Genomic DNA, 23,255 nt, shown 5'->3' on the forward strand with positions numbered 1-23,255 from the left:
AGGCTGATGCCTCTGCACGTTGAGTAGCACTCAAAAATTATTTAGGACAATATTGCTTTACAACATAGATACGTCAGCCGTTTATCTCCCACAAAATCGCTAATTTTGTAAAATGGATAATAGTAGCCCATGCAAATGATAAGACTGATACTTACAATCATGCTCTCCGCCCTTGCTTTCGTCAGCATGGACGCGAATGATTGTGGCGCGTCTTATCAAGCCGATATAGACCACTCGCTGTGCAACCTCATACGCGGCGACTACTCGCTCCACGAGAGCATCTTCCGCACGCCCGACAAGGTGGGCAACCTGTACCGGGAAGCCGAGTGCAAGGGTCGCAAGTACGACCGTGGCGGACGGCTGCTGTGGGACGGCGAGTACCACTACGCCTACGACTGTGAGGGGAACCTCGTGCATAAGAGCCGCAGAAACATCAATGCGGGGACTGCGGGAAACGGTCAGCCGGGCGATACCGGAGGAAAGAAGAAGGCTGGCTGGTTCAGACTGCTGTTCGGCTCGGACGGTACCGGAAAGGATGACCGGAGAGAGACAAATAACAACTGTACGGCAGACCCGTTCATGGACTGGGAGTCGGGCGATACCTGCTACCGTTGGCACGCCAACGGCATGCTGGCGGAGGTAAGGACTCCCGACGGCAAGATGGTGTCGTTCGGATACGACGCCCTCGGCAGGAGGGTGTCGAAGCGCACTGGCAATACCCTTCACCGCTTCGGCTGGGACGGCAATATGGTGTTGCACGAGTGGGACATCGAAACTGACCGGATGCCAAGGCTGGTCAAGGACGAGACAGACCGCGAGGAGTACGACGGCACGGAAAAGCCGGAGAACCTCGTGACGTGGGTCTATGACGGCACGTCGTTCACCCCCGTGGCGAAGGTCACGGCGGATGAACGCTACACGATAGTGCACGACTACCTCGGTACGCCTACGCAGGCCTACGACAGCAAAGGAGAGCTTGTATGGGAGATGCTGCTGGACGTGTACGGCGAGGTTATGGAGTGCCGTGGCGACCGCTCGCTCGTTCCGTTCCGTTATCAGGGGCAGTACGAGGACGCGGAGACCGGGCAGTACTACAACCGCTTCCGTTACTACTCCCCTGAAATGGGAATGTACATATCCTCTGACCCTATCGGTCTCGCCGGTAACAACCCCACGCTATACGGGTATGTGCAGGATGTCAATATTTGGCTCGATCCGTGGGGACTGAAATGTTTTTTGGATCAGCCTAAGAAAAAGGCTAATACTGCAGATGTGCATGATATTATTCGTACCCCAGATACTCATCCTGATGATTTTTCTTCTATAAAGGGAAGTCCTAATTTAAAAAATAAATATACAGATGAAATATGGTCACCAAGTCATACCAATCATACACATTCTGAAGGTGGTGAATGGAAGGTTGGAATAGGTAAAAATAAACAACCAACAACATCAAGAAAAATAACAGTAGCATCTAATGGACAGGTGAAAAAAAAGAATATATGATTAATATAGAGAAATATATCAATTTAAAATCCTATTCTGATAGCCCAGGTTGGTTAGGATTTTACGAACGTAAATGCCGTTTTTCTTCAAAACTGGTTGATGAGTCTATTAATGTCTTTATGGCTAATTTTAAAAAATATCTTAACGATACTATAATTTATTCTTCACTGATTTGTTTTTGCCTAAACAACAATATTCCATATAAGTATCGATTACTGCTAAATTTAGGATGTCTTAAGTTATATTCTGACTGCAAGGATTGTGAATACAGCACCCCACAACGTTTTAATATGAAGGAATTCCTCTTTTCTGATTATAATCTCTTGACTAATCTGTCTTACATTGTAATGAAAAATAATGGAGACATTGCAGGACATTGTTTTTTTATTTTAAAGGAATTAAGTCTCTTAGTATATCCTCACGATGACACAGGTTTTGGGTTTATTGCAATGGATGGCAAATTGTCGTCATATCTTATTGTAAAGAAATTTCTTCAAAATTTAAATAATAATAAATTTAATCATCAAATAATAAATATTTAATGTAAGAGGTTCAATGTTGTTAGCGGACAGTCATATCACGATGGTAGTAGGTGTCGATGTCCATGTTACGACGGCACCACCTTTCAACCCCATCCACCCCTACATAGGGATGGTGATGGACCCCGCTGACTACATCCCTTTCCTCGGCACTAACGTGAGCGTCAACGGCCTCAAGCGCGGAGTGTCCGACGTTAGAGATTCCTCTAAAATTGTACTAACAAGAAAAGCTATACCATTGGACGGACATAAAGGTGGTATAGATGAATATATAATCCCTGATTGGGAAAATAATGGAGCTATTGAAATCATACGAGTTAGCGGTGTAAATCCTGAATTTTGATATGGAAAAAAAATACTATTTATCATCTTTGGATAGTTATTTGTTTGAAAAAGTATACGAATGTACTATTCGTAAGGAAATCACATTAAGTGATAAACATCAGTTCATTATAGGAACAATAACTCCTTCTATTAATATTCAGAATAAGGATATTAATAAAATCGGCATGGTTAACAGATATGAGGGAGATTGTCTTATTCCAATTTTAAGATTTCCTTGTTTTGTAAATGTTTTAATTGATCCACAATGGGGATTTGAAAACATTGATTGGCATTCTGTTGATTTGAGGAATTTTCAGTTTATTGCCATATGTGAATTATACCAGACACGGGAAAATGCCCAAAAACATATTTTTTAATTTTACTTTTATCTGGGTCTTATTTAGTTTCAATATAAGAATACGTTACTTATGTTGTTAGCGGACAGTCATATCACGATGGTAGTGGGAGTCGATCTGCACGTCACGACGGCACCACCCTTCAACCCTATCCACCCCTACATAGGGATGGTGCTGGACCCCGCTGACTACATACCTTTCCTCGGCACAAACGTGAGCGTCAACGACCTCAAGCGCGGAGTGTCCGACACAGGCGGCATGATCATCCCCCTTATGCACATCCCGCTTGCGGGACCTTTCGCGATGGCCTCCATAATCGGCCACGAGAGCACCAACTTCTTCGCCTCGCAGACTGTGTTCTGCGACGGTGTCCGCATGAGTCCGAAAGGTTACATGGTGATGACGTGCAACGACGTGGGCATCCCGATGACCGCGAGCCTCGGCAAGAGCAAAGCGTCCCTTTTGTGTAAGCGAAGTGGTAGAATTGAAGCATCAAAGACAAGAATAACTTGAAACAATCTTATGGCAAAGGCAGTGCATGACAAAAGGAAGAAAGGTTCGCGCCGCAAAAAGAAGGCCGGACAGAGCAAATGGCGTGAACGGGCGAAGAATCTGGGAAAAGACCTGCTCTTTGCTGTGGTATGTGCCGCAGTGTACCTGTCGGCTGACGCTTTGATGGGACGCACCATTTTACGGGGAGTCAATGGCGATATTCTCAATTTTGTCATGATTCTTGTTATGGCATTGCCTGTCGTGCTGCTTCCGATTCGTTCATGGATAATGGGTGTCAGAGATTGGCCATCGTTCCTGTTAAATGCCTTTATCGGTTTGCTTGCAGGTGTCGGTTTGTTTTATCTTTCCATAACTGTATGGCTTGGGACAAACTATCTGATTCCACATTCAGAGCCATACGAGCGCAAAGCGGTGGTGTATGGTATGAAAGCAGAACATCGATACAGACAAGCGGCCCACAATTACGTAAACCTGCGTTTCACGGATAACGGAGAATGGTATCGTTATGACGCAGATTACGATGAATATAAAAATCTGCAACCGGGCGATACCTGCATCGTGACTCTACGCGACGGCATCTGGCGTTATCCTGCGATTCGCCATCTGCAACCGCCCGAAAAAAGCGCAAGCCCTCAACGTGATATTAAATCTCTGCTGAATCATCTGAATGAACGAAAAACGGATAGATTATATAAAGCATTAAGTGGTAGTGAGAACAGCTTACGCTATGGCAAGCCAATTTGCGTTAAATATGTGACATCCGTGGATATGGCGGATGAGTTTCGCGTGGGACTGTTCAACATCACCACTTTTGAAGAAATAGCGGACGGCAAACGTGTGTTTGTGGAGTGCACATGGAATCTCGGACACAAAGATGAGTATGGAGAAGAGCAGCGTCTGACCTATTGGTATGAACAGCGTGCCGGAGCCTTGTATCCCGTGGACTCGGTCTATTGGGACACCGGCATGGATTTTTAGATTTAGATCATGAGTCAACGTAAAAGAAAATATAGATTCAACATAATCGACCACCTGCATTATGTGGCTGGTTGGGAGCGGTTGCATAACTACTACCCGAAATACAGAGAACATATCACTCCGCTTGAGGATGTGCTGTTTTTTGCTGTTCCTGTTATTGCTCTGCCATTCAGTGTCTTTTTTTCCACTATATACAGTCTGTTCGCATTTTCGCTGTCGGGATATGCAGTGGATTCCCTTGTGAATTACTTATTGGATAAATATCGTTTCACGCCAGCGAGAGAGCGGGCCTATTACCGTCGCTATCCTCAACGGAAAAACGGATTAAAACCTTGGTGGCACATGGTTTTCAACTTTGCGGGATGGATAAGTACGTTGGGGATATATTTTTTTATAATCGTTTTTATAATTGGTTGAATGAAGGACGTATTCAAGCATATCGTAACTATCCTAATTATGTTAGTAACAACCATCGGTACTGCCTTTGGATATGTTATTACGGAAGGAGTTTCATTTTGTTGTACACACGGCAAAATCGAGGCTGATAGCCTTGATATTAAAACAGCAGAATGGCGCGACCGGGTGATTTCAGCCGGTTTCCAATAAGCATCAGTCAAAGCATTATTACCATAAGAAATATAGCAGATGAGAAAGATAATGTTCCGATATACTGATGTGAATGGCGTAATAATCTTGTTATTTATCTTGCTGTTTATTATGGTGTGCTCCTGCGGGAATAACAAGTCATACTCCATATATCAATTTGACAATGGCGATGATTATTTTTGCGAAGGATTGCAGAGGATAGTCAACAAGGACGGCAAAATTGGGTTTGCCGACAGCCTCGGCAATGTGGTGATAGAACCTCGTTTTGCTTTCGCCTTTCCTTTCGAGGATGGGTATGCCAAAGTTACAGATAAAGGGAAATCAGAACCGGTTGGTGAACATTGGACGTGGGTCAGTGATTCATGGTATTACATCGACCATGAGGGAAATACATATCCTGAAATATTTGATTTGAAAGGAATGGTTTTCGACTCCACAGACGGGACACCGTTGAATCAGGCATTTGTGAAAGACCTTACTAATCTCAGGGCGACAACATCTAAAGAAGATGGCTCTTTCTCAATACGTGTAAATGACGGGGATAGTATAAATATCGGTTTTGTAGGCTATTATCCGCAGACTATAAAGGTTGCTTCCTCAGATTCCGTCTATTGGCACATAGCCATGAAGGAAACTGCACCTATAATCGAACCAATACTTCAAAAAAGTTATTCAACGACACCGGGTGTCTCGATGACAGTTCTAAATGCCGATGGCGCGACATTACCGATCGACTCCCTAAATGTTGTCTGGCGAAACAATACCAATTCAAAGGTCTTTTTTGGAGAATGGTTTGAGATTCAAGATAAAAAAAACGGTCAATGGAAAGAGTTACCGATAGATGAGAAATATATGGATAACGGTCGATGTGAAATAGTTTTCAATATGGTTGCCTATATTCTAAAAGAAGCCTCTTCCTGCAACAATATAGTAAAACCGTGGTTTTATGGTAAAAATCTAAACCGGGGAGTATATCGGTTAGTAAAGACATTTCACTTTGATAACAAAGAGAGACAAGACACTGTTTTTGTGGAGTTTGAGATAAGATAAAGCACAACATTTTCAATGGCTTATTGCCGTTTGACCAAGAGGGGGATATAATAATCCGATAACGCGTGATGCTAAAATAGTTTTCCAAAGAGGCGGCTTTTGGGCGGTGACGAGCAAAAGCCGCCCCGCGCCTCTCGGCATGGGGTGGCTTGCTCAAACATAGGGACTTGTCGCTTTATGCAACAGCTTCTTCGCAGTACCTTTCTTCTTCGGTCAGTATCGCTTCGGCTTCTTCTTCCGTAGGTTCGTATTGGATAGCCTCGGTCTCAGCCTCGGAAGTGTCGGGAGTGGCTTCTTCCGTGGTCGGTTCTGCATCCGGCATAGGTTCTTGTGGTGTGTTCTCGGCTTCGGGTGCAACCTCGGTCTCTACCTCGGTGGTGTCGGGAGCGGCTTCTTCCGTGGTGGGTTCTGCCTCCGGCATAGGTTCTTCTTGGGGTGCGTTCTCGGCTTCCGGCTCGGTTGCTTCGGGTTCGGTATCTTTGGCGAGTAGAGCCTTGCGTTCCTCTATGCGTTGGTGTCGCTTCTCGTAAATATCGTTATACTCGGCTTCGATGTTGGCGAGTTCTTCCGGCATATGCTTCTTGGCGAAAGAGAGCAGGAGGTCGGCAATAGCGTTGTCACGATACGCCCCCTTGAAATTGTCAATTAGAAAATCCCTGCGGATTATCGCCTTTGTCTTGGCGTTGAGATTGGCGAGGATTGCCATTTTCTCGCTGTCGTTGAGAACGTATTGAGACTTGCGGTCGGTCAGTCCGACGGCTTCGTAATGCTCTTTGCGGAGCGATGAGAGCAGGAAGAAATATATCATCTTGTCCTCGTCCTGCGAGAACTTTGTCTCGGTGATGTCGGCTTCGAGGATTTTCTTCTTTGTGTCCTCGATTGTACGCTCCACGGCTATCTCCTTGTTGCGTTTGTCCTTTGCCTCTAACTTGGCGATTTCGGCTTTCGGATTGTTGGCTTCCTCTCTCGTTTTTGCAGGAACAACCTTATATCCGAGTGTAACATCATTGCGCCTGATTGTGATGTAGAGTGAAATTTCTCCTGCCTCCGCTTTTGCTGTGAGTTCGGCACACTTTTCCCTATGCGCTTCCACTCTGCCCTCGTATGCCTTTACAGCCTCGGCATATTCTTCCTCGTTGTCGAAGCGGTCGGATTGGGGTGCGACAGGTTCGCAGGGGTAAGGAGACAGATAGCCACTGAGTTTTTCTATGTCATAGCCCATTTCAATCAGCAGTGCGTTTACCCTCTCGTTTAGGTCATATTCAGAGTAGCAGAAATTGGCTGTGGGATGTTCATTCAGCATTTCAACCGCCTTGTCGGTAATATAGGCAGTGTGTTTCTCTCGGAAACAATCGGTGTGGGAGCAGTGGCCCTCACAGCCGTCCTCGCAGAACAGCAAAAGATTTATGGTGTTGAAAGGGCATGAGGCACACTCCGATTTGTCGAAGCGGTAACGGCTTAGGTCGGTTGTGTAGTTCTGCTCTATGAGCCGTGCCACATTTGATGCGTTCATTCCGCGCCAATTATTGTTGAATACTCCGTCTTTGAGGTGAGTGTCAAAAACATCAGTTTGTATCCCCACTCCATATCTGCTTATCACAGTAGCCACCGCCACTGTGATTTCCTTGGTGTCAATCAGCCGTGCGATTTCGGGTATGAGGTTCGTGAGTTTTATTCGGGTGCGGATATAGGTCTCGCTCTTGCCTATCTGCACGGCGAGTGTGGCATAGTCGTAGCGTCCGCTGTCGATTGCAGCCTTTAACGCCTCGGCTTCTTCCATTGGCGTAATGTCTTGGCGGTGCAGGTTCTCCGCAATAGCCTTTTGTTCGGCTTCATCATCGGAAAGGTCAGTATAGACCGTTGCCTTGATGTCCTCTTTCCCTGCTATGAGGGAGGCTCGGTATCTTCGCTCGCCATACACGATTTCGTAGCGGTCGGTGCCGGCGATTGGTCGCACGCCTATTGCGTGGAGAATACCTTGACGGCTGATAGAGTCAGCGAGTTCGGTGAGGCTCTGCTCATCGAAATTCTTACGGGGGTTGTAGTTGCTCGGCTGAATGAGGGCGAGGGAGATTGTGGCTTCCTGTACGTTTGCGGTGTTGGTCTGAATTGCTGTTGCTTCCATAATTTGAGTTTTTTTAGATGTTTGAGTTTTTTGTTTTTTCCCTTTTGTTTGAAGCCTTGTGGCTTCTCGCGTCCGGGGGATTTTTTCGATACAATCAAGACGGAGGGCACAGGGGGCGCAAGGCAAGTGTGGCAAGTGAAAAAATACGGAATACCCGATTTGGCACAAATCGTGGAAGGCTGCCGGATTTTTTCATGCAGCCAAGCCGGAGGCGGTCGCTTGCCGACGTCACCGCCCGCCGTTACTTCGTAGCGAAAAACCAACGGACGCAGAAGCCGCAAGTAATCAGAAAAAAATAGGACTCCCCATGCTCACGCACAGGGAGTCCCGGTTTTTGACAGCAAAGAAATTGTCCTATCGAGGGCGGATTATTCAGCCTTGTTGTTGGCAGCTTCCAGCGATAGTTTGCGGAAGCGTTTGAGAAGCGGCTCCAGTTCGATGGAAGCGCGACGAGCGCGGAGTCCGGCGGCCTTGTTGCCCTTGTCGAGCTGGGAGGCGGCATCTTTCTGGAATGTAGTTGTGAGTTTTTCGATCTGACCAAGTAGTTCTTTCATCGTTGTATTCAGTTTAGGGATTTATAAAAGAGGTATTTCAAAAGAGTTGACGACACACTGTGCGTCGCGGTCGAGTATAAACCAGTATTCCGAGCGGTAGGGAAAGCCGCTTTCAGAAAGAGCCTCATACTCTATCTTCACTTTCCAGCCGGAGAACGGCTTGCGTGCAGCGTCTGGAGTCTCGAAGCCTACCATAGAGCGGAGAGCGGACATCGCCGACATCTGGCGGCCGACAAGCTCTGAAACGGCGTTGTCCTCAAAATCGAGGTTCTGAAGCCCGTCTGTCCGGGACATAACCTGTTCGTTGACTTTCATCATCGACATGGCTATCGCTATTTTCTCGTCGTTGTTGATGTCGTTGCGGCCGAACACACTGTCAGGCTTGCTGACCGCTATGACCTTTACCGACTCCGGATTATCCACCGAGGCCATCAATGCCTTCTCCGCCACCGACTGCGCCCGTTTCGACGGCTGGCCGAAGTAGTGGAAGGCATATCCTATGCCGCCCCACATAGCCACACAACTTATGAGCAGTATGGCAAGTTTCATTCCCGGCTTCATACCTTGATGACCTTTAGTTTGTCGGGAGACAAACCAAGTTTGCGGCGATAGACAGAGCCGTTCTCGCCGAACATCTCGACCTCGTGGGATGTGACACCATCGGAGCATATCTCACGCACTTCATCGAGCGTCATGAGGTGTCCGGCGATATTTCGCCATATCACGAAGTCGCATGGACTTCCCTCCTGCCGGTAGTTGGAGCAGTTGAACGCCTTTGCGCCCACGCGGATCTCGCCGCCGCAACGGGGGCAGCGTGCCACCACCGACTCCATATTGATAGAGCCGTCAGCCGCCATGACAAGCACGGTCGGAAAAGTCTTCCATTCCTTTGTGGCAAAGCCATCGAGCAGTATGCTCCGCTTCTCCAGCAGTTCGGCTATCTCGGCATCCGCCATCTTGCGGTTGCCGATAACCCCGTTGATGAAGAGTCCGCACTTGCCGTCCTCCCCGGTATTGTTCTCACAGCGGTAGCCTTTGCAGGTCTTCACCACATTGCCGCCGCACACAGGACAACGGCCGATAATCTTTGTTTCTGTATCCATGTAAAAAATGTTGTTGATAGTTTGTTTATCTGTATTTTATCGTGTTCCACTCCCACACAAGGGTCTCCGCGATAGCCTTTCCCGACATCACCGAGGCCCAGCCGTCGGGGTCGAGAGAGAACCACAGGTCGTTCCAAGAGAGAGTGCGTATCTGCCACGCCAGCAGCCACAGGTCGGTGTTGATTGTCTCCAGACGTGTCACCACCTCGTTTGCCACATAGTACCGCTCGGCGGAATTGAGCAGATTTACCTTGTGCTTCTCCTTATTGCCATCAGAGCCTGTGACAGTGTAGCTACCCGACGTGACAAGCTGTTGCATGAAGGGATAGAGAGCCGCCATCTGTGCGGCCGCGTCAGTCAGCTCATCGGACACCAGCACCGCTATCGCCGTACCTTTAAGGTGTCCCGGCACCGATTTACGCAACAGGTCGCAGTTCTTGGGTATCTCCGTAAGCACCAGTTCACCGGCACGCTTTATCTGATAGAGATTCTGCATTGCACCCTGGGCGTTGGAAAGATACTCAAGCATCTTGTTCTCCACGGAGTGAACGCGGTCGAGGGCTACTGTCACGGCGGCTTCAGCCGCGATGATCTTCTCCTGGGTTGACTTGCGCTTCTTGTGGATATTGTTAAGCTCCACAGTCTGCGCTATCACCGCCGCCGTGAGCGTCGGGTCGGTCTGTTGCGCCACCATGTCCGCTCCCGGAATGACAAGGAGGGAGAGAGTGAGCAGGGCCAACTGCAATGCTCGATGCTTAATTCTTAATGCTTGCTTTTTCATCGGTCAGTCATATTTTTAAGCCGGAGGCGCGTTGCTCGGCGAGGTTATCGTCACGGTCATGTTTGGTAGGTAGTATCTTGATTGAGGTGCGTTTACCCAACAGGCAGTCGTTCCAGTCCTTGAAGTCCTTAGGAGGCTGCCACTGCCCCATGCGGTAACGCACGGAGATATGCGGCTCAAACTGAGTGTAGGCGGAGCGGTCGGGCGACACCGGAAAACTCTTGCCTTTGGCCTCCACCATCAAGCCCTCCGGCGTCTTGGCGATTTTCAATGGTATCTCCTCGACAAGAGCCATGAGGCGGAGTCCGTTGATACGTCCGGCAAGGTCGTTGTCGAAGCAGTCGTAGGCACGGGCGTTTGGAAAACGCTCCATCACCCCCAGTACCTGACGGTCGGAGAACGTGCCGCCGAGGGAGACAAGGGCGATGTCCTCGCCTAAGCGTGGGCGGTTTAGCTGGAAGAAAGCCATAGCGTCAAAAGCGGATTCACAGAAGAACACATGACGCACGAGGCCGTTGTTGCCGTGCGACAGGTCGGCCACCCATGCCGCCGTGGAGGAATTGGTGCCGGCGGCCTTTGATTTGTAGCCGCCCATGCCACGGATCTCATATCCCACAGTCTTGTCGCTCCCGGCTTCCGTGTAGGGGAAGCCGATATTGTAGCCGTTGAAATTCTCGTTGCGCCTGTCAGACACAAGGGAAATGAACGGAGCGAGAGCCTTGACTGTATCTGCCGACAGTCCGCGCTGAGCGAACAGCCGGGGGATATTGGCCGCGTCCAGATCCTTGACACGGTAGCGCGAAGGGTCGAACACCTGAGGCGCGGATGACGAGCGGACATAATCCCGGTCGCGGTCATAATCCGGCTCCGGCATATTGGCGAACTGCGCCATCACTTTCGCTATCTTCTGCCATTCGGTAAGCCCGATGACATTAAACGACGAAAGGTTCTCGCGTATGAACGACACCACGTCACCCTTTGAGCCGTCTCGCCGGAAGAAAGTCTGCGAAGCCTTGTCGCGGCGGTTGCTGACGATGATTGTGTCGCGCTTGTCGCGTCCCTCGCCCAGCACAAGCTCGATGTAACGGCCCACACCGGCCTTGTGGTCGAGGCGGTAGCCGAGCGAATAGGCGACATCATCAATACCCACACGCGATTTAAGTTCCTTGAACTTGACCTTATAGTCAGCCGGTGCCATAGCTTCAGACGATTGAGAGTGACTTGGAGGTGCGGCGGTCGATGCCTGCTATCTCCGATTCATAATTCTTGCGTATCGCGCTTCCGAGGAATATGTCTTTCTCGCGTTGGTCGGTGAGCTGGAAATACATTCTCGCAGTTGAACGCTCGATGGGCTTCATGCCGAGATCGACACCGTTGTATGAGGCACGCAGGGCAAAGTCGCCGGAGCGGGTCTTGATTATGGCAGCGTTCCTGAACGGGCATATCTCGTCCTCCAAAGGTGCCATCAGAGGGTCGTTCTTTGCCAGATAAGGCTGTTCGCCGAGCGATATGCGCTGTGCGTCCACACGGTCGAGTATCATTTCCGAAGCCTTGTTGACATCGGCCATCACGGACACGATGAACTTCGGCTCTTGTCGGAGTGCCCCAATCCATGAATCGAGGTAGGCCGCCGAGTTGTCGGTGACTCTGGAGTCGAAGCCCATGGAGTGGCTTATCATGGCCGCAGTAAGCTCCGCCACCAGTTCCTCTTTCGCATATTTCGGGTCGCCGAACTTCGCGCCCGCCTCGCGGTTGAGCCTTTCGGGGGTCATGGTGGAGTGCGTCATCTCGTGTAGCATGGTCGAGTAGAACTCCATGCCGTCGCGGTATATGTCCTCCGGAGTCGCGCCCTTGTTGAACTGCTGCTTCATGGGAAGCACGACAATATCACGCGAGGGGGAATAGTACGCGCCTTTCTCCTTGCGGTCGGCCTGTATGGGACAGAGCCATGTCTGCTCGGCAATCATGCGGTCGAGTGCGCCGTGGGCGTACATGCCTTGTGTGTCGCGCATTTCAGGCACCTTGAAGCGGTCGAGTAGTTTCTGTACTTTCTCAGGCTGCACCTCACGGAAATTGGTCTGGTCGATATTGTAAACCGGGAACGCCTTGACAAAGGGTATCACATCAAGATTTTTCCGCTCGTCACGGCTCATGGCGCGGTACTCGTCGGAGGATATTCTCTTGCCGTCCTTGTCTCGCACCATCATGTCCCAGTATATCACCGGAAAGGCTTTCTCTCCTTTGAGGACATGGGCCTTGAAGTTGTGGGCCTGCTTGAACGTGAGGAACACGGGAAGCTCGTAGCCTTGCGCCGCCGTGTGCAGCTGGAGAAAGAAGGAGTTTGAGCCGGAGTAGTTGCGCCCCATGATGTTCTGGGGCAACCCGGCGGAGGAGGTTCCGCCAATCCACCCCTTCTCCCAGTCCGAGCCCTTCATCCGCTCCATACGCTCGATCATCATCTGGGCGAAGCGGTCGAGGGCCTGCTGACCTGAACTGTTGGACGCGCCGTTAGTTCCAGATGCCATAATCCTTGTCGTCTATCAGCTGACGTTCCAGCATGTCGATCTCGGTCTCGTCGTAATAGAACTCGGCGGATTCCTCCGAGGGTTCGATGCCGTGAAGCCCGCACCATTCGAGGTAGGACTCCGCGTTGTCACTTTCAAGCATGAAGCGGAGGAAGCCTATTGTACCGTCCTGAAGGAGCTGCACAAGCTCGTCATATTCTAATTTTGCCATAGTAGTATTCTTTTAAGTGTTGTTGGGATACAGTTTTACATTTTCATGGAGGCTGATTTCTCCATAGAGAGCGGAGCGGCGAGTTTTGTGCCTATCTCATCGTTAAGGTATTTCGCGGCTATCTGTTCACGTGTGGCGGTATTGGTCTTGAAAAGCGAATAGCCGTCATCAAAAGAGATTTCCTGACGGGAGGAGCGTCCGCGCCCTTCTCCGAGGTCAACCGATACTTTCCACTTGTTGTCCTCCTTATCCTTTGCGATGCGGATGCCTTTGGGGTCGATGCCCTCAGGGAGTCGGAATTGCTCATAGTGGGATTGCAGGTGCAGGCGGTCGCCGAAGTTGCGCTCAACAAGCTGTCCGGGAGTTGCCACGCGGTCGAAGTATGCGTTCAGATCCTCGCGTGAGGCAGTTGTTGACATCTTCTTGTCTCCCACCTGTGCGTAGAACTTGTATTTGCCGTAGTCGGCGCGGGTCTCGTCGGTCTCCTTATAGACATTGAACTTGTCAATGGTCAGGTTGCCGCCGGGCCCAGTCAGGACATTGGGTGTGGTGTAGGCTACATCGGGGACCCTCGGCATGAGTTTGGTGGGATAGTAGCGTTCCATGAGCTGCGGCACCGTGAGTTCTTTCTGCTGATAGGCGGCGACGTCGGCCGGATCCATCTTCTGGGGCTTCAACTGTTCGCCGTTGATCTTGGCGGTGAAATACCAGTCCTCCGGGTTGGTCTTGCTCTGGTAGGCGTGGCCGTGTGTCACCTTGTCGCCGTTGACAGTTACCATCTGAGGCTCACGGGGCTTGCGCTCGGCGGCTTCGCCCTGAGTAGCGGATTGGGATTCTGATTTTTTCTCTTTCGGGGTCGTTTCATCGACCGCGCTCTTTGTGGTCTTTACAGGCTCCACCTGGGGAGTCTTCTCTTTCTTTTTTCTTGGCATATCGTTGTTTTCTATGGGATCATGTGTTTCTCGTCTGCTATTTAGCTTTGTTTCATACACATCTATTTCATCGTTGATAATTATATGTTTGCCACTTTTGACAAGTTGGAACAGATAATACTCCATAAGTTCAGGAGCAAAATGGTTGGTATCGAGATTCAGTATTTTCTTACCGACCTCAATATCTTGTCCGAACAGTTCATAGCCTTTTTCAGTATCGAATAATATGATAGAATCGGGATGTTTGGCTTTTAGTCTGTTGTACTCGGTTGACATCCGTTCCATCTTTGTCTCTTGTGAGATCATTCAATCATCTCTTTAGGCCTGATTTCCGTTCCTCTTTCTGCGTGGGGTCGAGGCTGATTGCACGTTCCTTAGAGTCATGCTCGACAACTTTCTGATATTCCCAGCGGTTCTTGTCGGTCATTACCAACCCGAGATATTCGGGGTGCTGCTCGTCATAGCGGAGTTTCTGCTGACGCTCCCACTCCTTGAGGTCGCCTTTTACGACCTTGAAGCCCTGCGGTTCCTTGAGGTCTATGCCGACCGATACCTTTTCGCCTCCTACCGACAGTTCCACCGGCTTGCCTTCGCGTGCCTGCTGTTTCTGCTGGGAGCCAAGCTCGATGTCGTTGACCTTTTCCATGTCCTTCAACTTCTGCTCAATCTGCACCTCGGTTATGCGGCGGTGGATGATTGACTTTGTTTCCGGGTCGAGCTGGAGATACTGCTGAGTCTTCTCGCCGTTGATGTCGATGGCTTTCTGCAACACGTCGCCACGGCGCAATGCGTCAAGTTCCTGTTGCGACAGGCGAAGTTCGTTGTTTCTGTCAACCGACAATTCACGCTGTACGGGATATGCGATCAGAGTGGGGTTGCCGTCCTTATCGGCGGCGAGCTGGAGTTTGAGGGGTAATGAGATAACCATGCCATTTCTGGCCGGTAACGTGACCTCCATAAGTGGAGTTACTTCACCGTTAATCAGCTTCTCCTTTATCTCCTGCGGTAATTTCTCAACCTTTTCGCGGTCAAGACCGAGTTTCGCCAACTGTTCTAATGGGAGACTGTTTGTTAAATTTGTGTCCGAATTGTTCATGCGGTTTCTTGTTGGGGATTAATTTCGTGGTGTCAACCACTTGTCGATGACAAAATTATTTTACAAGAATTTCGTACATGAGCACTTTGGACACATTTCTAATCACATTAGCCATGATTGCAGTTCCCTCTGTGTCAATGGCTCAGTTTCACACAATCACAAAAGAGACACCGATTGAGGCACCTCCAGCCGTGGTGAATATCAAAGAACCTGAAAACGTGGGATATACAGAGAATAGAGAATGGGCTATGTCAGTGAAAAATCCTGACTCTATACAAATTGCATTTCGCAATGCTGGCATGGTGAGAAAATCACGTGAGGGAGTAGCTGCCGCTGGTAATTTGCCTCCTCTTACCATTCCAAATCTGATTGCCGAAATAGAAAAGAACGGCATAAAATATCCGAAGATAGTATTGGCGCAGGCAATACTTGAAACAGGCTGGTTCAAATCTCCGGTCTGCCGCAACAAGCACAACCTTTTCGGGCTTACAAATCCACGGACAGGTAAATACTACGAGTTCAACCACTGGACTGAATCAGTCAAGGCATACTACACAAAAGTACAGTACCGATATAAGGGAGGGAATTATCTGCTATGGCTGAAAAAGATTGGATACGCTGAAGATCCGGGCTATATCCGTGCGGTGATAAAGGTGCTCCGACAACTATAAAATGACAAAGGCAACCGCTTTTGGTTGCCTTTGTGAATTGTTCTGATAGCCTGTTATTTAAGTTGCGCTTTTACAAGGTTTGCGATAACTTGTGAGAATTGTGAAATGTCTCCGTTAACGCTGGCATTTTCAAGAGCCTTCATATAATCGGCTCTTAATTCCACAGGGACGATAGTCCAGGGATAACCACCGGATGCGAGCATGGCATTAAGGATAAAACGGCCCATTCTTCCGTTTCCATCCATATAAGGGTGTATGAAAACAAATATGAAATGACCAAGTATTGCACGAACACGCGCGTCCGGTTCTTCAGCCATTAGATTAAAAAGTACCGGCATTGTATCAGCAACAGCCTCAGGGTTTAGTGGAATATGTTTTGACCCTCTTATATATACTTGACTCCTGCGATAACCTATAAGGTCCGAGGCTTTCAAAATACCGGTGGTTACAAACGGCATCCACATCTGCCTGTACCAATGGCTATGATCATTGCTGACAACATCACCGGCGTGGTTGCCTTCAAGAATTTTCTTTATTGATTCCTTTACAGCATTGAACGCCTGATAATATCCACGCGCTACAAGTGCACGCTTATGCTCCTTATCTTCTTTATCCGGTTGCCAGTTCCCGGAACGTACTTTTTCTATAAGTTCCTTTGATACCTGATACCCTTCTATTGAAAGAGAATGGTATGCATCTTCCAGATACTTTTCGTCAACATTGCGAATATAGTTCTGCATATCAACTGTATTTTCAGGCTTAAAAGGGAAATTTTCAATAACCTGCTCACGCATATTTTCCCACATCTGCCGTATTCTCGCTGCATAAGGCGATACTTCTGGTCTATATGGAGTAGTCCGAGCCGAGATAAATGGGTCTGTCTCCACGACCTTATACCCAAATTCTTTCATTGTCCTGAGTATTTCATCGGCAAAATCAGCCTGACCATTATTTCGGAAAGCTCCGGCCAGCCGACCGGCGCGGGTAGTCGCTCCAATCTCTACAAGATAACGTAAAACATCTGACGTATCTTTGACCATCGAGAGACAAGTTCTGGCAGAAATCTCGTCTCGCTCGAAATATGCCGGTGAAGTAAAGATTAAGGCTTCCTCTAATGGATAAAGCCTTAATTCGTATTGAGGTTCAACATATGATACGGCAGGAATTTCACTCTTGATAGACAAGATGGAATGACCATAAGGTAGATTTACTGTATTGTTAGATGCTTGGGGCGACTTTACTACCAGCTGTATCGGAACAGTAGTCTTTCCTGAAAGAATATCAAGGGATTGATCCGGCATCAGAATCCAATCATCATCAAATCTGGAATTGAGGTAGGCTTTTATAAAATGCCAATATGATGTGTACCAGACAGTAGTATCTCCCTCACTACCAGGACGAGAAGGTATGTACCAACCTTTCATAACCTCCTGCAACCATCCATTATCCAATAATCGCTTAAGATGTACGCGAGATAACTGTTCTGTACCTTTTAGTACAAGATTAGGATTCTGTTGTTGCAGAATATGTAGCTGTTCAAGTGAGTCAGCCATAAGCTGTTCAATAGTCGCCATAACGATATTATTTATATGAATGGGAGATGTTCTCGTTATTATAGAGTAACTGTTACTCGTGATTGTTGAGTTGATATTGCTCGTTTTTGTTGAGTTAGAATTACTCGTTTTTATTGCAAATGTAGTAATTTTATTTGATGTGTACAAAATATTAATCCTCGTTATTCATTGATTACGTGGTGTAATATAAATAAAGATAATAGTGTTATGACGGTAATTATACAAAATTACCGTCATAACACTTAATAATATTAATGATAACTATAATTTAATCAGCACAATAACCAAATCAACATCAGATGTGCCGGATATATGGCGTAGAAACTGTATTTGGCCGGTTTGCTTCGTATGAAGCCACGGGTGCCGTCATACAGGAAGATTATCCCGGAGGCAAGCAACGCACCGGCGATGCCGTAGTAAGCCATCAAAGGAAACGTGAATATAATCTGAAGAATAGCCTGCGAGGGAAAATGTGTCGATGAACGCTCCAGCCACGGACGCATAGTCTGGTGCCGGAGTATGTAGAACACCGCTATCATCAGAACACCGCGCCAGTCATAATCCGTTCCGAGCCACCATGCCAGAACAGCGATAGCGGCCACACCGATGAACGACAGTGGCCCGTGTTCGCACATACGGTCGAATATGGCGAGAGCCACAACTCCGAGGGAGAGTGTGAACATGACGTTATGCGTACCGTCCGCTCCGTTTAGCAGATACCACGGCACTTCGCTGACTACACCGGCAAGCAGCAGTATCAGAAAATATCTCATACGGTCGCGGCTATGTGCGAACCCCTCGGCAACAAGGAAAGCGAACACCGGGAACGCTATCCTGCCGAAGCATCGCAACAAGTCATACATGGGAGTGTCCGGCTCCATAAGGAAGTAGGCGCAATGGTCGGCCACCATCGAGAGGATGGCGATAATCTTCAACGCACTTCCGGATAAGCGGAGCGAGATGGGAACGGATATTTTGGCGGTAGTTTCCATGATAAAAATTGTGTTATTCAGTGCCGAGAAGTTCCTTCACCATATCGGCCACCTCCTGGTTAACACGCTTGAAATTGCGGTTGAGCATAATCTCCTTCTCACGCTCACTGTCGAAAGAATAGATTTTAGGCAGCTCCACATAGTTGGATTCCTCCTCCTTGATACGTGCCATATCAAAGTGCGTCTTGCAGAAATACTTGGTAGTCTTGAACTCCTCCGAGTCCTCGATGTCGAAATGCGACAGCATCTTTTCATCTGTGGCCGTGAAGTCACGTGCCGCCTGACCTGCAAGCCAGCCCGTAGCCATATCAGCGATTTTCGCAGCCGGAACGAGATAGTCCATCTTCTCGGAAATGGAGGTTGAGATTTTCTGGTCGTTTATGGTGATTGAGGTTGATGTCTGCTTTGCTTTGCCGAACACATCGTTCTGTGCCCATTCAAGAGTCTCCTTGTTTCGTGCCGCACCCATGAATATGTTGCCGCAGGTCGTGATAATCTTTTGCATACCCACCTTGCCGTAGTCAGCTTCCAACTGCGGAAGCTCCTGAAAACCGAGAGTAACGGCAACCTTGTTGCTTCGCGCCGTGCCAATCAGTCGGTCAATCTTGTGGAAGTACAGCGTGGGAAGCTCGTCAACGATGATACTGACAGGGATGTTGCCTTTGGAATTGACACGGGTTATCAGACGGTTAAGCACCAGAGCGTTCAGAGAGCCGATGACCTGTTCCTTTTCGGGGTCGTTGGCAATCACAAGATAGCTCGGACTCTCCGGATCGGAAATCTTCAAGTCAAAATCATCGCCGGTGAACACCCAATAGGCTTCAGGAGATACAAGACGTGCAGCATTTACACGGAGAGTACCCACCATACCTTCAAGCTGGTCGTTGGCTTTGTTCTCGTATGCGGACTTGAAGGGAGCCATCAGCGAGGCTATCTTATCGTCCATCATCAGAATATCGAACACCTCGGAATACTTGCGTCCGAGGAACGACAGCACATGGGGCATATCCGAAAACTCACCTGTGATAGTGTCAGGCTCTACCTCGTTTCCGTTCTCGTCCTCATACCAGCAGCGGTCAATCAGTATCAGCTTACCCATGCGGTCGATATAGGAGAAGCCGTTAAGGTCAACGAACATCTTGTCCTCATCGGTTGATACGTCGCGCCCATTCTCATTCACAAAGTCAAGCATGACCTCGCCGTTCTCGTCCAGAGCGTTGAAATCGTCCCAGTTGCGTATCACAAGCTCCAATTTCTTGCCCTCGTGCGATATGTAGCGTTTCAGTTTTTTCCCTTTCAGAAAACCTGTCGGGTGGAAATTAACAAAAAAATATATGATCGCCGCGAGGAAATTCTCTGCCGAGTTGGTGAAGAAAGCCTCCGAGCCGCCCTTTTTCTCACCACCGCCCTTGTTGAGCGAGGCAAGAAGCGTGGCCGCCGTCTCCGAAGCCGCCGCGAGGTCGGGAATGTATTTACGCTGAATGGGGTTGATACGGTTGGAATACTCCACATCGGTAAAATTGACTATACGGAAACCGCAGCCATTCGGTAGATTTCCATAGTGTAAATTCTTGCAATACTGATAGAAAAGCGTCTTGGCAAGCGTCGGGAACTTATAATCATATACCATCATGGCGAAGCCCTTTCGTGCGTGCTGCCTTATGAACGGATCTATGATGCCGAAAGACTTGCCGGAGCCGGGAGTACCCAATACAATCGTGCCACGGAACGGGGTACATGGTAAAATCGTATCATTCTGAAAACCACGTTGTAAGTTTAAAACTTTTGGGCAATTGTTCCCAAAATGTTCCCATAATCAGCCTTGTCAGTCAACGGACGTTAGGTTGCCGTTGCTTATGGTGGGTTAGATAACGATTGTACGGAAGTCATCACGACCTCAACCAAAAATCAGCCATTGTCCTGCATCGGGAATTACAGCGTTGCCGACTGCGACCGTATGCGATGGAACAATACCGTTGCGAACTGTCTTTAATTCATCGCAAAATTACAAATTTATTTTGTTAATCCATCGCCATTTTCGGAAAAACGAACAACAGTCTCCAAATATTTCGGGTTGAGGGTGTGGTAACTGGATGGTATGATACCTGTATTGAGAGAAATGGAAGGGACATATAATAAATATAATTAAGGAAGGAATATGCCAATTATATTTAATATCACCCCTATAATTGCTATTACCACACCAATTATGACGAAAATTTTATACACTTTTGCATGAGTTCGAGTTTTGTAGCTTGTCAACTTTGATTTTGCGACAGCAAGCTTATGTTGAGAAATATAACGTATGATAAATCCCAGCATGAAAATTATTACTCCTATCCAAAACATATTATTCATGATTTCACATCTAAGTAGTTAAGCCAATGCTAATCCCTATTGCTAATAATATGGCTCCAATAATAAAGAACAGTAAGGCCGGTTTAGTGTACTTTTGCAGCTTCTTTTTTATTATTGGATTGGGTTTTGTTATTAATTCAATTTTATAGTTATTGAGAGCAAAACCTTTTATGGCGGCTATTAAGCCTAATATAGCACCTAATAGCAAACTGCTTAATCCGCTATAAATTAATAAACTAGACATTCTTATTTAAGATTTATGAATATGGTTGACTAATAGCCAACCATATTAAATTTTAACGCCACGCCGCCAATCTTTCACACCGATGATAACTTCTTATTGCAGATACAATAGATACTACATCATGTACACATCCAATAATCGCAAATCCATAATTTCCATCAGCAAAATCCATTGCTGTTGAACACGCCCCAATTGCAATACCACCACAATCGAATGCTAATTGAAGCACACAAGCACGTGTGGTTCTTGAAACTGTAGCCAATGATGCAGCTGTTTCAGGCGTAGTTATATTATCATATATAGCAGCCGAATTTACAGCCATTCCTCTTACAATCGGAGATTCGATTGAGGTACAGGCTGTTTCTAGTCTTGTAACAGAGTGACCGCCTGCAGATACGTAGTCGTCCATTAATGAATATAACTTTGCGACATCTTCGGCAGGAGCAACTTGCATTAGACTATCCAATTTTAAAGAAACCAACTCATCAGTTTTGATTTCTTGATTTTCACCATCTAACGAAATATATAAATCTTCAATTTCCTCTGGAGATAAGGTAAGTAGATAACCTACGATATCGTCTTTTGTAGTAGCACGGCTTGAGATAGAGACACCGATCTCATTAAATGCATCCTTATTTAATACGGCAGCCTTTTCAGAGGCTTCAAGATACTCTTCTGCAATTGTTCTCTCCGTGCTATTTTTATACGGTATATCCTCTTCTGAAGAGCAACCCTCCAAGAGAACTAACATTGACACCGGAATAAAAATCCCTGTTAGATAAAGTAAAAATTTTTTCATAAACTTTGAATTAAATGTTATGTAATATTAACAAAGATTAATTCAAATGGTTCATCTTAACGAATCATCAAGATATATTCAATCAAAGTAGTTGTCTCTTCCAAGCATTTTCAACCCAAATAATAAGACAGTTACAGCCCTGTGGTACAAGAGGAAAACAAAAGACACAATTTTATGGCAGAAATGGGCTATCAATAGTCGTTAATAAATATGGGCTTTAGCGCACTATGCAAGTGCGTTAAAGTCCATTATGCGGAAAAGACAGAGGTTATTACGGAAGCAAAAAATCGTAAAATGGAGAATAGAGGAATTTGTTGGGCTTCAAATATATACGATTATTCTTGAAATCCATTACCATATTAAACCTTTTGAGAAAATTGTTTCCAATCATACCGTCTATATTTTCTTTTGATTGCATACCCGAAGTTAATGTGGAAAATGCTCCGGCAACGAGAGGTAAATGATATTTTCCGACAACAACTTCATCAAAGAATACATTTCTTAATTCTCCACTTCCTCCGTCAGAACTTGCAATCCGCGAAATTGCAAACGGTTTTTGAGTGTCCAACAGATTATGTTTTTGAACAAATGGAGTATTCAGGTCTATAATTCTATCGCTTCCTGTATCTACTTCAAGAGTGAGATTATAATCTTTGTTATTTATTTTCACAGGCATTGAGATAAATGGCACATCATAAATATAAGTGAATGGATAAATGGCACAATTATCATCCTCTATTTCAATTTCCTTTTTATCATATAGATAAATCGTAAAATCATCGTAGTCTATTTCAATATTAAATAGTCGAAGTATGCCTAATCCAAGAACTCCATCCCAATATTCTGCCGGATATTCTATTATGGCGCAACCAACTTTGTCAAGATGCAAAGAGCCTACACGAATTGCGTTTTGATTGCTATAAGATACTGTGTTTTCTCCCGAAGTCCCCAGATTGTCCGCATGAGAGTCAATCGTAAATCTATCCTTTAATTTGGGCGAATTAGGATTAAGCACAACATCACTTGCTCCTGTGTCAACCAAAAATCTCAATGAGTCTGATCCGTTGACGAAAGCAGTAACATAAATTCGGCTATCGCTTGCGATAGCGAAAGGAATTGAACCTATTGGTTTATCCCCGACCATTCGAGCATTAGTGACGCATACGTTGGCTACAAACAATGTGACACAAGCTATTAGTCTAATATAAAAGGCTGTTTTCATTCCGCAAAATTAGCAATTTTACGGGATATAGCCGCCATATATCAGCAGTTTTTTAATCACAAAACTCGAATTGCCTGTTGTCACCGCCTCATACCTCTGCGTTGTGGCTGTTCAAGATCCTCCATGACGGCAGGGAAAGAGGAAGTGAGGCGGTCGAGTTCCTTGCAGCCTTTGTCAAATTCCTTGTCGGTCAGAA

The 23,255-nt window shown here is 47.0% G+C and carries 25 protein-coding genes and 1 pseudogene; 10 read left to right on the top strand and 16 right to left on the bottom strand.

The window, feature by feature from the left end:
* The first annotated feature begins 135 nt into the window (after window positions 1-135).
* The 9 genes from E5354_RS13485 to E5354_RS13525 all read left to right on the top strand — a co-directional run bounded on the left by E5354_RS13485 (window position 136) and on the right by E5354_RS13525 (window position 5,872).
* Window positions 136-1,506 (top strand): RHS repeat-associated core domain-containing protein, encoded by a 1,371-nt coding sequence (locus E5354_RS13485; RefSeq protein WP_317130416.1) that lies wholly within the window; start codon window positions 136-138, stop codon window positions 1,504-1,506.
* Window positions 1,503-2,048 (top strand): hypothetical protein, encoded by a 546-nt coding sequence (locus E5354_RS13490; protein WP_135947791.1) that lies wholly within the window; start codon window positions 1,503-1,505, stop codon window positions 2,046-2,048. The genes E5354_RS13485 and E5354_RS13490 overlap by 4 nt, the downstream gene beginning before the upstream one ends.
* Before the next feature lie 40 nt (window positions 2,049-2,088).
* Window positions 2,089-2,388, top strand: a complete 300-nt coding sequence (locus E5354_RS13495) for a hypothetical protein (protein WP_210433150.1) — start codon at window positions 2,089-2,091, stop codon at window positions 2,386-2,388.
* Between the two features lies 1 nt (window position 2,389).
* Window positions 2,390-2,746: a hypothetical protein gene (locus E5354_RS13500; RefSeq protein ID WP_123550322.1), complete on the top strand. Its 357-nt coding sequence runs from the start codon at window positions 2,390-2,392 to the stop codon at window positions 2,744-2,746.
* A 150-nt stretch (window positions 2,747-2,896) separates the two neighbouring features.
* Window positions 2,897-3,238 carry a hypothetical protein gene (locus tag E5354_RS13505; RefSeq protein ID WP_246863824.1) on the top strand — a complete coding sequence of 114 codons (342 nt, stop codon included), beginning with the start codon at window positions 2,897-2,899 and terminating at the stop codon, window positions 3,236-3,238.
* Between the two features lie 9 nt (window positions 3,239-3,247).
* Window positions 3,248-4,216: a hypothetical protein gene (locus E5354_RS13510; protein ID WP_123550321.1), complete on the top strand. Its 969-nt coding sequence runs from the start codon at window positions 3,248-3,250 to the stop codon at window positions 4,214-4,216.
* A gap of 9 nt (window positions 4,217-4,225) precedes the next feature.
* The gene (locus tag E5354_RS13515; RefSeq protein WP_123550320.1) at window positions 4,226-4,633 is read left to right on the top strand and encodes a hypothetical protein; all 408 of its coding nucleotides are present in this window, start codon (window positions 4,226-4,228) and stop codon (window positions 4,631-4,633) included.
* Window positions 4,634-4,822: a hypothetical protein gene (locus E5354_RS13520; RefSeq protein WP_123550319.1), complete on the top strand. Its 189-nt coding sequence runs from the start codon at window positions 4,634-4,636 to the stop codon at window positions 4,820-4,822.
* A gap of 39 nt (window positions 4,823-4,861) precedes the next feature.
* Window positions 4,862-5,872: an immunoglobulin-like domain-containing protein gene (locus E5354_RS13525; RefSeq protein ID WP_246863825.1), complete on the top strand. Its 1,011-nt coding sequence runs from the start codon at window positions 4,862-4,864 to the stop codon at window positions 5,870-5,872.
* A gap of 175 nt (window positions 5,873-6,047) precedes the next feature.
* On the opposite strand, the gene E5354_RS13530 is transcribed toward E5354_RS13525, so the two are convergent.
* The 10 genes from E5354_RS13530 to E5354_RS13575 form a co-directional block, all read right to left on the bottom strand.
* Window positions 6,048-7,997, bottom strand: a complete 1,950-nt coding sequence (locus tag E5354_RS13530) for a ParB/RepB/Spo0J family partition protein (protein WP_123550318.1) — start codon at window positions 7,995-7,997, stop codon at window positions 6,048-6,050.
* A gap of 368 nt (window positions 7,998-8,365) precedes the next feature.
* Window positions 8,366-8,551 carry a histone H1 gene (locus E5354_RS13535; protein WP_123550316.1) on the bottom strand — a complete coding sequence of 62 codons (186 nt, stop codon included), beginning with the start codon at window positions 8,549-8,551 and terminating at the stop codon, window positions 8,366-8,368.
* 21 nt (window positions 8,552-8,572) lie between these two features.
* Complete coding sequence (locus tag E5354_RS13540; protein ID WP_135947792.1) at window positions 8,573-9,112, bottom strand: hypothetical protein; 540 nt, start codon at window positions 9,110-9,112, stop codon at window positions 8,573-8,575.
* Complete coding sequence (locus E5354_RS13545; RefSeq protein ID WP_123550314.1) at window positions 9,109-9,654, bottom strand: topoisomerase C-terminal repeat-containing protein; 546 nt, start codon at window positions 9,652-9,654, stop codon at window positions 9,109-9,111. The genes E5354_RS13540 and E5354_RS13545 overlap by 4 nt, the downstream gene beginning before the upstream one ends.
* A 25-nt stretch (window positions 9,655-9,679) precedes the next feature.
* A complete protein-coding gene (locus E5354_RS13550; protein WP_123550313.1) occupies window positions 9,680-10,435 on the bottom strand; it encodes a hypothetical protein in 756 nt (251 codons plus the stop codon).
* 7 nt (window positions 10,436-10,442) lie between these two features.
* Window positions 10,443-11,633, bottom strand: a complete 1,191-nt coding sequence (locus E5354_RS13555; RefSeq protein ID WP_135947793.1) for a toprim domain-containing protein — start codon at window positions 11,631-11,633, stop codon at window positions 10,443-10,445.
* 4 nt (window positions 11,634-11,637) lie between these two features.
* The gene (locus E5354_RS13560) at window positions 11,638-12,960 is read right to left on the bottom strand and encodes an ArdC family protein (RefSeq protein WP_135947794.1); all 1,323 of its coding nucleotides are present in this window, start codon (window positions 12,958-12,960) and stop codon (window positions 11,638-11,640) included.
* Window positions 12,944-13,171 carry a hypothetical protein gene (locus tag E5354_RS13565; protein ID WP_135947795.1) on the bottom strand — a complete coding sequence of 76 codons (228 nt, stop codon included), beginning with the start codon at window positions 13,169-13,171 and terminating at the stop codon, window positions 12,944-12,946. The genes E5354_RS13560 and E5354_RS13565 overlap by 17 nt, the downstream gene beginning before the upstream one ends.
* A gap of 35 nt (window positions 13,172-13,206) precedes the next feature.
* Window positions 13,207-14,388: a DNA mismatch repair protein MutS gene (locus tag E5354_RS13570; RefSeq protein WP_246863826.1), complete on the bottom strand. Its 1,182-nt coding sequence runs from the start codon at window positions 14,386-14,388 to the stop codon at window positions 13,207-13,209.
* A 25-nt stretch (window positions 14,389-14,413) separates the two neighbouring features.
* On the bottom strand, window positions 14,414-15,199 hold the full coding sequence (locus E5354_RS13575; RefSeq protein ID WP_135947797.1) for a DUF4099 domain-containing protein: 786 nt from the start codon (window positions 15,197-15,199) through the stop codon (window positions 14,414-14,416).
* Window positions 15,200-15,276: 77 nt separating this feature from the next.
* On the opposite strand from E5354_RS13575, the gene E5354_RS13580 reads away from it, so the two are divergent.
* Window positions 15,277-15,870 (top strand): glucosaminidase domain-containing protein, encoded by a 594-nt coding sequence (locus E5354_RS13580; protein ID WP_246863827.1) that lies wholly within the window; start codon window positions 15,277-15,279, stop codon window positions 15,868-15,870.
* Between the two features lie 53 nt (window positions 15,871-15,923).
* Here E5354_RS13580 and E5354_RS13585 read toward each other — a convergent pair whose 3' ends face one another.
* The 6 genes and pseudogenes from E5354_RS13585 to E5354_RS13610 all read right to left on the bottom strand — a co-directional run bounded on the left by E5354_RS13585 (window position 15,924) and on the right by E5354_RS13610 (window position 23,059).
* On the bottom strand, window positions 15,924-17,444 hold the full coding sequence (locus E5354_RS13585; RefSeq protein WP_135947799.1) for a Fic family protein: 1,521 nt from the start codon (window positions 17,442-17,444) through the stop codon (window positions 15,924-15,926).
* A 272-nt stretch (window positions 17,445-17,716) separates the two neighbouring features.
* Complete coding sequence (locus E5354_RS13590; RefSeq protein WP_135947800.1) at window positions 17,717-18,436, bottom strand: TraX family protein; 720 nt, start codon at window positions 18,434-18,436, stop codon at window positions 17,717-17,719.
* A gap of 13 nt (window positions 18,437-18,449) precedes the next feature.
* Window positions 18,450-20,174, bottom strand: a pseudogene (locus E5354_RS13595) (type IV secretory system conjugative DNA transfer family protein); the annotation flags it as partial.
* 630 nt (window positions 20,175-20,804) lie between these two features.
* Complete coding sequence (locus E5354_RS13600) at window positions 20,805-21,038, bottom strand: hypothetical protein (protein ID WP_107036863.1); 234 nt, start codon at window positions 21,036-21,038, stop codon at window positions 20,805-20,807.
* A 52-nt stretch (window positions 21,039-21,090) separates the two neighbouring features.
* The gene (locus E5354_RS13605) at window positions 21,091-21,837 is read right to left on the bottom strand and encodes a hypothetical protein (RefSeq protein ID WP_107036862.1); all 747 of its coding nucleotides are present in this window, start codon (window positions 21,835-21,837) and stop codon (window positions 21,091-21,093) included.
* A 271-nt stretch (window positions 21,838-22,108) separates the two neighbouring features.
* Entirely contained in the window at window positions 22,109-23,059 is a 951-nt protein-coding gene (locus E5354_RS13610) for an aspartyl protease family protein (RefSeq protein ID WP_135947801.1), read from the bottom strand.
* Window positions 23,060-23,255: the final 196 nt, after the last annotated feature.

Source organism: Muribaculum sp. NM65_B17, assembly GCF_004793735.1.
Lineage (GTDB): Bacteria > Bacteroidota > Bacteroidia > Bacteroidales > Muribaculaceae > Muribaculum > Muribaculum gordoncarteri.